Origin of the sequence: Paraburkholderia kururiensis, from assembly GCF_034424375.1 — a bacterium.
GTDB classification, from domain to species: Bacteria; Pseudomonadota; Gammaproteobacteria; order Burkholderiales; family Burkholderiaceae; genus Paraburkholderia; species Paraburkholderia kururiensis_A.
On sequence record NZ_CP139965.1, the window covers coordinates 6004477 to 6015153 of the forward strand.

Consider the following 10677-nt stretch of genomic DNA (forward strand, 5'->3'; position numbering starts at 1 on the left):
GAGGTTCGTCATCAGTCGATCAATTGCTTACACGCTTACTCGTTATCGGCCGCGTCCTGCATGATGTCCGAGACTTTTTTCGCGGCGTCGTCGAGTGCCGCTTTCGAACTCTTGTCGCCGATGATCGCCTTCTGCAGTTCCGGCCACAGCGCATTGGAGATCTCGTTCCACTGCGCGATGCGCGGCGGCGTGAACGAATCGTCCTTCGCGGCGGCGCTGAATACGGCGATGGCGTTCGCCATGTAGTCGTCGTGCTTCGCCTGAAACTCCTTCACCGCATCGCGCTGCGCGTCGAGCCGCGACGGAATGGTGCCGAGGCGCGCCTCCACCATCTGCGAATCATGGCTCGTGAGGAACTGGATGAAGCTCGCCGCCACCTCGGGCCGGGTGCACGCCTTCGTGATCGAGAAACTATGCGAACCCGACCAGCCCGGACGCTTGCCCGCCGCGCCGAGCGGCGCGCGCACCACGCCCACGTTGCCCGCAAGCTTCGACGTCTTCGGGTCGTTGTAGAACGACGCGAAGCCCGGCCAGTCCATGTCGAGTGCCACCTTGCCCGCGGCGAAGTTGTTGCCCAGGTCGTCCCACACGTAGTTGGGCGCGCCCTTCGGCACGGCGCCGGCCTTGTAGAGGTCGACGAACCAGTCGAGCGTCTTCACGCCCGCGGGCGAGTTGAACACGGGGCGCATTTTTGCGTCGAGCAACTGGCCGCCGTTCGCGACGAGCAACGAATAGAAGGTGCCGGTCAGCGCCTCGTCCTTGCCGGGGAACTGCGTGCCGTAAAAGCCGGGGGCCTTCGTGAAGAACTTCGCCTGCTGCGTGAATTCGGTGAAATTCTTCGGCGGCGTCAGCGCTTCGTTAAACTGCTTGCGGTAGGCGGCTTGAATGGCGGGGTCGTCGAAGACGGTCTTGTCGTAGTAGAGCGCCTCGATGTCGGTCGAGCGCGGAATCTGCACGAGATGCCCCTTCACTTCCGACTGCTTGAGCAGACTGGGCGCGAATTGCGCGAGATAGTCCGCGGGAAAGAGGTCCTTCAGGTCGCGGAAAATCGGATACTGCGCCGCGAAGTTCGTGTGGTTCGACGACACGCAATAGTCGATGTGATTCGACGCGATGTCCTGCTTGAGTTCGCGGTCGAGTTCGAAATGGCTCTTGCGCGACACGATCTCCACCTTCGCGCCCGTCTGCTTTTCCCACAGCGGGATACGCGTATAGAGCGCCTCGTACTGCACGCCGCCTATCAGCTTCACGCGCAGCGTGTAGCCCTTGTATTCGTTGTCGGCATGCGCCGCGCCGGCAGCGACAATGCCCGCCAACGCCAGTACCGACACCACCGCCCGCACGATCGCACCGCGTGCAGACTTCCTCCTGTTGTAGTCCGACATGTTGCGTCTCCTTGTGTTGGCTCTGTGTTGGCCGTCTGTGTTGGCCGCCATGCCGCGACGGCTTCGCTGTTGCGGTTGTCATGCGATGCATCGTGCTGCTTCGTCGTGGCGGGTGTTCCTGCCGCCCTGCCCTTGCCCCTTGTCCTCGCACATCGCGTCGGCGCGCAGGGCATTAACCCTCAACGAAGACGGCGGCCGCTTTCCTCGTCGAACAGATACACGTGCTCCGGTGCCGCGTGCAGGGCCGTGACGTGGCCCGGCTTCAACGCGGCGCGGCCGTTCACCAACACGCAGCACCGCTCGCCGGCCACGGTGCCGAACAGTTCGGTTGCCGCGCCCGTGGGTTCCACCACGTCGACGCAGAACGGCAGACTGCCGTCAGCGTCCGGCACCAGATGCTCGGGCCGCACGCCGACCGTCACGCGCTGGCCCGGGGCCGCTGCCACAACGGGCGCTGCCAGCGCACTTGCACCGATGCGCACCTGCGCGCCCTCGCCCGTCCGCTCATAGACGCCGCCGAAGCGGTTCATGGCCGGCGAACCGATGAAGCCCGCGACGAACAGGTTGTCGGGGTCGTCGTACAGGTCGAGCGGCGCGCCGATCTGTTCGATCGCCCCGCCGTTCAGCACGACGATGCGGTCGGCCATGGTCATCGCCTCGATCTGGTCGTGCGTCACGTACACGGTGGTCGCCTTCAGACGCTGGTGCAGCGCGCGGATTTCGGCCCGCATCTGCACGCGCAGCTTCGCGTCGAGATTCGACAACGGTTCGTCGAAGAGAAAGACTTTCGGGTCGCGCACGATCGCGCGGCCCATCGCCACGCGCTGCCGCTGCCCGCCCGACAGATGGCGCGGATAGCGGTCCACGAGGCTCTCCAGCCCGAGAATGGCCACGGCCTCGCGGGCGCGCGCATCGATCTCTTGCGGTTTCAGGTCGCGCAGCTTCAGCGCGAACGTGAGGTTGTCCAGCACGCTCATATGCGGATAGAGCGCGTAGTTCTGGAACACCATCGCGATGTCGCGTTCCTTGGGCGGCAGGCTGTTGACCACCCGCCCGTCGATCAGGATGCGCCCGTGCGTCACGCCATCCAGGCCCGCCAGCGCCCGCAGCAAGGTGGACTTGCCGCAGCCGCTCGGCCCCACCAGCACGAGGAACTCGCCATTGCGCACGGTCAGGTCGATGCGCTTGAGCACCGACACCGCGCCGAACGACTTCTGCACCTGCTCGAATACCACTTCGGCCATGCACCTCTCCTCCAGCGGAACCGCGTCTGCGCCCCTGCGCAGCGCCCGACACCCTGTGCGTATATTTTATTTATAAAATTCATTTTTATACATAAAATGATGATCGGTGTTTTCCCGCCCCTCGCGGCGCGCCTGCGCAGCGGCATATGCGCGCCGGCGGCCCGCGGTGCGGCACTACAATCCACTGCGGACGACCTCCGAACCTTTCCCCTGGCTCTGCGAAGGACACTACGTTGGACACGACGCGCTACTCGGCACCGGCTCTCGAAAAGGGCCTCGACATCATCGAACTGCTGGCCGACCATCCCGAGGGCTTGTCACTGGTCGAGCTCGGCCGCGCGCTGGGCCGCACGACGAACGAGATCTTCCGGATGGTCGTGACGCTGCAGACGCGCGGCTACCTGGTCGCGAATGGCGAACGCTATGCGCTCTCGCTGCTGCTCTTCCGGCTCGCGCACCGGCATCAACCGGTGCGTTCGCTCGTGTCCACAGCGTTGCCGCTGCTCACGCAGCTCGCGAACGAGGTGCGGCAGTCGTTTCATCTGTGCGTCTATCAGGCGGGGCGCGTGATCATCGTGGCGGGGGTCGAAAGTCCCGAGCGCTGGGGGTTCTCGCTGAAGGTGGGCACGCTCATCGGCATGACGGACACGGCTTCCGGGCAGGTGCTGATGGCGTTCCAGGACCTGGCCGAGCGCCAACGCATGCTCGCGCTGCACGTGCCCGTGGATGGCGAACTCGAAGTCGATGCTGCCGCTCTGGCGCACGAACTCGACGTGATCCGCCAGCGCGGTTTCGCCCGCATGCCGAGCCGCCAGGTGAAAGGCGTGCGCAATCTCGCCTACCCGGTGTTCGGCCGCGACGGACACGCCATCGCGTCGTTGACCACGCCTTATATCGAGCGCATCGACAATGCGCCCGTGCCGTCGATTGCCGAGGTCGGCGAGAAGATGAAGGAAGCGGCCAACATGCTGACCACGCTGATGGGCCTCGACGTGTACTGGCACGCGCCATCGGCGTGAGTCGGGCCATGTCGCGGCCCGGCGGCCGGTTATCGGCCGCCCGTTATCGGTTATGCCGATGTCGCCATGAATATCGGCAAAAGCGATATATTGAATTTATCGCCATCTCCGATATACTGCGTTTATCGACATCACCGATATTCCTCCCATGCGGCAACTCATCACCACACCCGAGCAGATCGGACAGATCCTGCGCAGCGCGCGGCGCGCGAAGGGACTGTCGCAGGCGCAGGCCGGCATCCGGCTCGGGCTCAGCCAGAACCGCGTGTCCGAGCTCGAGAAGGGCGCGGCCGCCGCGACCGTCGCCCAGTTGCTTGCCATGACCGCGCTCTACGACCTCCAGCTCGAAGTCGCGAGCCGCGGCGAGCGTGGCGAGGCCACCGCGACCGCGTGGTAGTCATGGGCCGTCCTTCCCATACCCGCGCCCTTTCGGTCTGGGCCAACGGCGCGCGCATCGGCGAGTGGCGCAACCCGGCCAGCGGTGCCATGGAATTCCAGTACGACGCAGCCTGGATGACCTCGCCGCTTGGCCGCCCGCTCTCGCTCTCGCTGCCGTTCGGCGTGGACACCACGCCGCTGCGCGGCGACCGCGTGCGCAACTTCTTCGAGAATCTGCTGCCGGACAACGAGGCCATTCGCCAGCGCATCGGCGCGCGCTTCAAGACGCCCTCGCTCGACGCGTTCGACCTGCTCGAAGCCATCGGCCGCGACTGCGTGGGCGCCTTGCAGATTCTGCCGGCGGACGCGACCTCCGACGGCTGGGATGCCATCAGCGGACGCGTGCTGGACGAAGCCGCCATCGAGCGCCACCTGCTGGACACGGTATCGCTCAACCCCGGCCGCACGGCGGCGGATCAGGACCCCGACGACTTCCGCATTTCGCTTGCCGGCGCTCAGGAGAAGACCGCTTTCCTGCGCCACGAGGGCCACTGGATGCTCCCGCACGGCGCCACGCCCACCACCCACATCTTCAAGCTGCCGCTCGGGCTGATCGGCGGGCGCAAGGTCGACATGCAGGCCTCGGTCGAAAACGAGTGGCTCTGCATGCGCCTCCTTGCCGCCTACGGGTTGCCGGTCGCGTCCACGGAGATGCTTCAGTTCGGCGGCCAGAAGGTGCTCGCCGTGGCGCGCTTCGACCGCCGCTTCACGCCGGACGGGAAGACGCTGCTACGTCTTCCGCAGGAAGATTTCTGCCAGGCGCTCGGCCTGCCCCCTCACCTGAAGTACCAGCGCGACGGCGGGCCGGGGCTCGTGCAGATTGCGGACCGGCTTCGGCAGTCCGCGAACGGGCAGCGGGACATCGAAACGCTGCTGAGCGCCCAGATTCTGTTCTGGATGCTGGCCGCGCCCGATGGTCACGCGAAGAACTTCAGCATCCATCTGCTGGCGCGCGGCGCCTTCGCGCTCACGCCGCTCTACGACGTGATGTCGATCTGGCCCGTGGAAGGCGACGGCGGCAGCCAGTGGTCGTGGTACAAGGCGCGCCTCGCCATGGCCGTTCCCGGCAAGCACGCCCGCTACCGCATGCAGGAAATCCGCCGCGCTCATCTGGACGAGATGGCGCGGCGCTGCTTCTACGGCGAGAACGCGGCGTCGCTCATCGCGCCCATCGTCGAAAGAACGCCCGCGGTCATCGCCGAAGTGGGCGCGGCGTTGCCGCCCGGCTTTCCATCGCGTGTGGCAGAGACCATTTTCGCGGGACTGCAACGCAATGCCGACGCACTCGCAGGCGGGTACGACTGATCACGGCCCCGCGCTCAGCCGCGATTGCCGAGCGCGCGCTCGATTTTCCGGTCCGTCTTGTACTGCCCCAACGCGTACACCGACCAGATCGCGGCGGGCAGCCAGCCGATGATCGTGATCTGCAACACGAGACAGATGATGCCGGCGATGGGACGGCCGATCGTGAAGAACTGAAGCCAGGGCAAAAGCAGGGCAAGCAGAAGGCGCATGGGGTTCCTCGCAGAGTCTGGTGCCGGGGCGTTCATGCCCGGGCGTTGGTCGTGGTGGCAGGCAGGCGTTCAGGTGCCCGCCTGCGGGAATTATCGCAGCGGTGAATGGACCGGCAAACTGGACCGGCAAATGAACGGCAAAACGGGACGGGCAACCGGTGCACCAACAAGCGGATGACCCGGCGAAACGGTCATGAAACGCATCTGCGTGACGCCATGACACCAGAATGCGAATATTCCGTTTCGCGCAGGTCGCCGCACCGACGTCTGTCACGCAATCGCACAAAATCGTTCTTCACCGATGCCCCACCCTTCGCAACCGCCCGTCATCGTCTGGTTTCGCGACGACCAGCGTCTCGCGGACCATCCCGCTCTGGATCACGCCGTGGCGAGCGGCCACCCCGTCGTCTGCGTGTATGTCTACGACCCTGAGCCGCGCAACGCGCGTGCGCTGGGCGGCGCCGCGCGCTGGTGGGTGCACGAATCGCTGCGCGAACTCGACGCGGCGCTCGCCGCGCGCGGCGGCGGTCTGACCATTCTGCGCGGCCCCGAACAACAGGTCATCGAGGCGTTCGCCGCGCAGATCGGTGCGGCCAGGGTGTGCTGGAACCGCCGCTATTCGGCGGCACAGCGCGAGACGGATGCCGCCATCAAGTCGGCGCTGAAAGCGCGCGGCATCGAGGTGCTTACCTTCAACGGACACCTGCTGCGCGAGCCCTGGACCGTCACGACCCGCGGCGGCCAACCGTTTCAGGTATTTACGGCCTACTGGCGCGCGGCGCGTCACGACTACGCGCCCGAGCCGCCACGCCCGGCGCCTCGCCGCATCGCGTTCTTTCCCGTGCCGGAAAACGTCGCCTCGCGCGTGAGCGCTCTCGCCGACCTGAAGCTGCAACCCTCCGCACCGGACTGGGCCGGCGGCCTGCGCGACACCTGGCAATGCGGCGAAGCAGCGGGACAACACCGGCTCCGGCAGTTCCTCGCCGACACGCTGACCGCTTACGCCACCGGCCGCGACACGCCCGCCGCGCACGCCACGAGCCGGCTGTCGCCGTATCTTCGCTTCGGCAATCTCTCGGTACGGCAGGTGTGGTACGCGGCGCTGGAGGCGGGGCACGCGGGTGCCGAGGCGAGTCCTGCCTCCCATACCGCGGCGAGCCTCGACAAGTTTCTCGACGAACTCGGCTGGCGCGAATTCTCGTACCACCTGCTCTACCATTTCGCGCCGCTCGAGCGCGTGAACTTCCGGCGCCAGTTCGACGCCATGCCGTGGCGCAACGACGCCGACGCGCTGCATGCCTGGCAGCGCGGCAGGACGGGCTATCCGCTCGTCGATGCCGGCATGCGCGAACTGTGGCACACGGGTTGGATGCACAACCGCGTGCGTATGGTGGCCGCGTCGTTTCTCGTCAAGCATCTGCTGATGGACTGGCGCGCGGGCGAAGCCTGGTTCTGGGACACGCTCGTGGACGCCGACGAAGCGAGCAACCCCGCAAGCTGGCAATGGGTGGCCGGCACGGGCGCCGACGCGGCGCCGTACTTCCGCATTTTCAATCCTGTGTTGCAAGGCCAGAAGTTCGATCCCGAAGGCGACTACGTGCGGCGCTGGGTGCCGGAACTGGCGCGGTTGCCCGATGCGTCGATCCACGCGCCGTGGCTCGCGCAGCCGGCGCAATTGCAGGCCGAGTCGGTGCGGCTCGGCGATAACTATCCGTTGCCGGTGGTGGATCACCAGCAGGCGCGCATGCGAGCGCTCGAGGCGCTGCAGCGCGTGCGAGGCGACCAGCCGGACAGGAGTGCCGCGTAGGCTGCGTGACGGCATCAGCGCGCGCGTTCCGTTACCCGCAGAGCGGTCCGTACCCCGTTTGCTTACCGCATCTGCACGTCTCCAGTCCTCTGTCCCTCGCGCCTCTTTTTCAACTCTTCTTCCGCCGGTTCGCGAGCCCACGCGCAGCATCCGGGCACGTGGTCGCGGCACGGCCCTTGCGAACTCTCTGCATGCATGTCCCCAAGTGGGACGCGCAATTCGTCTACGACTTTCGGGAGGAATTCGATCATGAAGACTTCAGTGAAGAAGATGCTCGTATCGGTAGCCGTGGCCACGTTCGCGGGCGGCGCATTTGCCCAGGCGGGCGGTGGTGCCGGCGCGGGTGGTGCTGCGGGTAGCGGCGCGGGTGGCGGTGGATCCGGCGGCAGCGCGGGAGTGGGCGCCGGCGGCGGCACGAGCGGCGGTGCGGGGGGCGTCGCGACGCCGGGCACGGGCGCAATGGGCCGTTCAGGCAACGGCTCCGCGGATAGCGGCTATGGCTCGCCGGGCGTCACCGGTACGGGCGGCGGCATGGGCACGGGAACCGGCGCCACGCCGTCGGACAACAGCCGCATGGGTCGCTCGAACAGCGACAACTATCGCGGCCAGGGCAACGGAATGAATAGCCCCAACCAGAGCGGTCAATAGCGCACAAGCGCCGGGCTGCGCGGGCGCTGCGACGGCGCCTGTGCGGCCCGCTTGCGTCGCAGGGCTCACACCGGCACAACGCGAAGGCCGGGGCCCAGAACGTCGGACGACGACGGCCGCGGCATCGTCGCAAACGGTATCTCGCCCGTCGTCTTGCCCGACGCTTCAAAGACGCGCTTCAAAAGCGCGCGTCAGAAACGCATCTCACAAGCCGCGTGTCGCCTGCGTCGCGAAGGTCTTTTCGTGAACGGCCTGGCAGTGCGCACAGCGGCTCGCCGTCGGGTAGGCGAGCAGCCGCTCGTAGTCCACCGGTTCGCCGCAGTCGCCGCACGTGCCATAGCGGCCGTCGTCCATTCGCGCCAGTGCCGCCTTGATCTCGCCCAGCTCCGCCAGGTGCAGGTCGATCACGGCATGGTCGATGTCGGCGAACAGATCCGCCGACGACTCGTCGCCCTCGTCGGGGGCGACGCCGGCCATGTCCGCGTAGGGCTCGTCTGCGCGGTGCGCCTCGCGTGACCCGATATCCGCGCGCACCGTTCGCTCGCGCTCCTGAAGCAACGCGCGCAGGGTCTCGATCTGGCGTGGGTCCAATGCGGTCATGATTTGCTCCTCGTTGTCATTCAGACAGGCTCGGCCGGAGAGGCTCAGCCGGACAGGCCCGCTCGTCCGTCTGATCCGGATCGTTCCGTGCGGGCCGGCAGCGCCACCGCTGCTGCGCCCACCGCCGGACAACCCTTTCCGTAAACCTATCGGCGCGCTTCTTCGAGGAATTGATACACGTCAATCCGGCCGCCGCGGCGCCGGTTAGCGTATCGGTCAAGCACGCTTCGAATGACAGGCGGCGATCAGCAACGACAACCTCCGAGTAACCAAAACAATGAAACTACCTTTGGACATTTCGTTTCAGGGCGTGGACCGCTCCGAAGCCGTGGAAGAAGCCGTGACCCGGCATGCCGAAAAGCTCGACGGTCTCTATCCGGACATCATTCGCTGCCGCGTGAGCCTGGTGCTGGACGAGAAGCACAAGAGCCAGGGCAAGCAGTTCAACGTGCGCATCGACGTCACGATTCCCGGGCGCGAACTCGTTTCGAACAACGAGCGCAACGAAGACCTCTACGTCGCGTTGCGCGACGCGTTCAAAGACATCACGCGCATGCTCGAAGACACGGTGCGCAAGCAGCGCGACGAAAGCCGGCAGTCGTCGTAGGCTGCCGCATTCCTGCCGTCTCCTCACATCCAGCGCGAGCGGAGTCATGCATGACCGCCCCGCTCGCGCTCACCCCGCTACCTTCACCTCGATCTCGTCGTAGCGCTTCACGCGATACACGAGCGCCGACACCAGCCAGCACAGCACGAAGAGTCCGATCACGACGTAGCCCACCAGGCCGAAGTTTTCGGAAGCCAGCGCGAGCGCGTCCCAGAACGGGCCCTTGAGCGCGAGCTTGTTCGCCGCAAGCGCGAGCACCTCCACGCCGCCGATCACCACTGCCACCACCACGGAAACCAGCGTCACCGTCAGGTTGTAGTAGAGCTTGCGGATGGGCCGCACGAATGCCCAGCGGTAGGCGCCCGTCATGAGAATGCCGTCCGTGGCATCCACGAGCGACATGCCCGCCGTGAAGAGCACGGGCATCACCATGACGGACCAGAACGAGAGGCCGTCCGTCGCCTGGGTCGCGGAGATGCCGAACAGCGCGACTTCCGTAGCGGTATCGAAGCCGAGCCCGAACAGAAAGCCGATGGGATACAGATGCCAGCTGCGCGACGCGAGTCCGAAGAGCGGCCGGAAAATGCGCGCGAGCAACCCGCGCTGCGAGAGCAGCAGATCCAGATCCTCCTCCACGAGCACGCCGCCGCGGCGCACCGAACGAAACGTGCGATACACCGACGTGAGAATCGCGAAGTTGGCTGCCGCGAGCAGAAACAGAAACGACGCCGACACCACCGTCCCGATCATGCCGCCCACCGCCTTGAACTGCGGAAACTGCGCCGCGATGCGCGTAGTCGCGCAGGCCACGGCCACCGACATCAGCACCACCACGGTGGAATGCCCCAGCGAAAAGAAGAGCCCCGCGCACAGCGGATCGCGACGCGCTCCAACGAGCTTGCGCGTCACGTTGTCGATGGCGGCGATGTGGTCGGCGTCCACGGCGTGGCGCAGACCAAAGGTGTAGGCGAGCAGCGCGGTGCCGAGCAGCACCGGCTTGTCGTGAAACGCCGCGAAGGCCCAGGCCCACGCGGCTGCATTGAAGGCGAGCAGGAAGGCGTAGATCAGAGCCACGCGGCGGCGCGACGTGGCCTGTCCATCGTTGAACAACTGGAACGCTCGTTCGAGCACGGCAACTCCCTGCGGTTGGCATTCAAGGCTGGATAAGCGTGCGGCAGCGGGCGGCGCTGGACGGCGGGCACTTAAGGCGGGCACCTAAGGTGGACATTTAAGGCGCGCGCTTCAGCCGGTGCGCCGAGACCCGGCAAACTCGCGGGCGAGTGTACGGGCGCGCTTCCAGGACCGTCAAGCCGAAGAAAGAATTGGCCGGCGCCATCGCGTGGCGCGGACATCTTCGCGAGTGCATCCATACGCGCCGATATGCGTCCTGGAAGCGTCTCTTACGTCAGTTAGAA

11 protein-coding genes are annotated in these 10677 nt (G+C 66.2%); 6 read left to right on the forward strand and 5 right to left on the reverse strand.

Annotated elements, in window-relative coordinates; translation table 11 throughout:
- Nucleotides 1-35: 35 nt before the first annotated feature.
- Nucleotides 36-1385: an ABC transporter substrate-binding protein gene (locus U0042_RS26900; RefSeq protein ID WP_114811588.1), complete on the reverse strand. Its 1350-nt coding sequence runs from the start codon at nucleotides 1383-1385 to the stop codon at nucleotides 36-38.
- 179 nt (nucleotides 1386-1564) lie between these two features.
- Nucleotides 1565-2629 (reverse strand): ABC transporter ATP-binding protein, encoded by a 1065-nt coding sequence (locus U0042_RS26905; protein ID WP_114811589.1) that lies wholly within the window; start codon nucleotides 2627-2629, stop codon nucleotides 1565-1567.
- Nucleotides 2630-2862: 233 nt separating this feature from the next.
- Between U0042_RS26905 and U0042_RS26910 the strand changes: the two genes are divergently transcribed.
- From U0042_RS26910 to U0042_RS26920, 3 genes are all read left to right on the forward strand, one after another.
- On the forward strand, nucleotides 2863-3648 hold the full coding sequence (locus U0042_RS26910; protein ID WP_114811590.1) for an IclR family transcriptional regulator: 786 nt from the start codon (nucleotides 2863-2865) through the stop codon (nucleotides 3646-3648).
- A gap of 148 nt (nucleotides 3649-3796) precedes the next feature.
- A complete protein-coding gene (locus U0042_RS26915) occupies nucleotides 3797-4045 on the forward strand; it encodes a helix-turn-helix domain-containing protein (protein ID WP_114811591.1) in 249 nt (82 codons plus the stop codon).
- Between the two features lie 2 nt (nucleotides 4046-4047).
- Nucleotides 4048-5391 carry a type II toxin-antitoxin system HipA family toxin gene (locus U0042_RS26920; protein WP_114811592.1) on the forward strand — a complete coding sequence of 448 codons (1344 nt, stop codon included), beginning with the start codon at nucleotides 4048-4050 and terminating at the stop codon, nucleotides 5389-5391.
- 14 nt (nucleotides 5392-5405) lie between these two features.
- Here U0042_RS26920 and U0042_RS26925 read toward each other — a convergent pair whose 3' ends face one another.
- Nucleotides 5406-5600: a YqaE/Pmp3 family membrane protein gene (locus tag U0042_RS26925; protein ID WP_114811593.1), complete on the reverse strand. Its 195-nt coding sequence runs from the start codon at nucleotides 5598-5600 to the stop codon at nucleotides 5406-5408.
- A 301-nt stretch (nucleotides 5601-5901) separates the two neighbouring features.
- Here U0042_RS26925 and U0042_RS26930 point away from each other — a divergent pair, with 301 nt between their 5' ends.
- The gene (locus U0042_RS26930; RefSeq protein ID WP_114811594.1) at nucleotides 5902-7407 is read left to right on the forward strand and encodes a cryptochrome/photolyase family protein; all 1506 of its coding nucleotides are present in this window, start codon (nucleotides 5902-5904) and stop codon (nucleotides 7405-7407) included.
- A 249-nt stretch (nucleotides 7408-7656) separates the two neighbouring features.
- Nucleotides 7657-8055: a hypothetical protein gene (locus U0042_RS26935; protein ID WP_157977840.1), complete on the forward strand. Its 399-nt coding sequence runs from the start codon at nucleotides 7657-7659 to the stop codon at nucleotides 8053-8055.
- A 204-nt stretch (nucleotides 8056-8259) separates the two neighbouring features.
- On the opposite strand, the gene U0042_RS26940 is transcribed toward U0042_RS26935, so the two are convergent.
- The gene (locus U0042_RS26940) at nucleotides 8260-8655 is read right to left on the reverse strand and encodes a TraR/DksA family transcriptional regulator (RefSeq protein ID WP_198665334.1); all 396 of its coding nucleotides are present in this window, start codon (nucleotides 8653-8655) and stop codon (nucleotides 8260-8262) included.
- Between the two features lie 277 nt (nucleotides 8656-8932).
- Between U0042_RS26940 and U0042_RS26945 the strand changes: the two genes are divergently transcribed.
- The gene (locus tag U0042_RS26945; RefSeq protein ID WP_114811596.1) at nucleotides 8933-9262 is read left to right on the forward strand and encodes an HPF/RaiA family ribosome-associated protein; all 330 of its coding nucleotides are present in this window, start codon (nucleotides 8933-8935) and stop codon (nucleotides 9260-9262) included.
- A 69-nt stretch (nucleotides 9263-9331) separates the two neighbouring features.
- Here the strand turns inward: U0042_RS26945 and U0042_RS26950 are convergent, their stop codons facing one another.
- On the reverse strand, nucleotides 9332-10393 hold the full coding sequence (locus U0042_RS26950) for a HoxN/HupN/NixA family nickel/cobalt transporter (RefSeq protein ID WP_114811597.1): 1062 nt from the start codon (nucleotides 10391-10393) through the stop codon (nucleotides 9332-9334).
- Nucleotides 10394-10677: the final 284 nt, after the last annotated feature.

Bases quoted from the DNA above. Each gene is read 5' to 3' on its own strand.
- U0042_RS26900 (WP_114811588.1), bottom strand. From the start codon at position 1,385: ATGTCGGACTACAACAGGAGGAAGTCTGCACGCGGTGCGATCGTGCGG.
- U0042_RS26905 (WP_114811589.1), bottom strand. From the start codon at position 2,629: ATGGCCGAAGTGGTATTCGAGCAGGTGCAGAAGTCGTTCGGCGCGGTG.
- U0042_RS26915 (WP_114811591.1), top strand. From the start codon at position 3,797: ATGCGGCAACTCATCACCACACCCGAGCAGATCGGACAGATCCTGCGC.
- U0042_RS26920 (WP_114811592.1), top strand. From the start codon at position 4,048: ATGGGCCGTCCTTCCCATACCCGCGCCCTTTCGGTCTGGGCCAACGGC.
- U0042_RS26925 (WP_114811593.1), bottom strand. From the start codon at position 5,600: ATGCGCCTTCTGCTTGCCCTGCTTTTGCCCTGGCTTCAGTTCTTCACG.
- U0042_RS26930 (WP_114811594.1), top strand. From the start codon at position 5,902: ATGCCCCACCCTTCGCAACCGCCCGTCATCGTCTGGTTTCGCGACGAC.
- U0042_RS26935 (WP_157977840.1), top strand. From the start codon at position 7,657: ATGAAGACTTCAGTGAAGAAGATGCTCGTATCGGTAGCCGTGGCCACG.
- U0042_RS26940 (WP_198665334.1), bottom strand. From the start codon at position 8,655: ATGACCGCATTGGACCCACGCCAGATCGAGACCCTGCGCGCGTTGCTT.
- U0042_RS26945 (WP_114811596.1), top strand. From the start codon at position 8,933: ATGAAACTACCTTTGGACATTTCGTTTCAGGGCGTGGACCGCTCCGAA.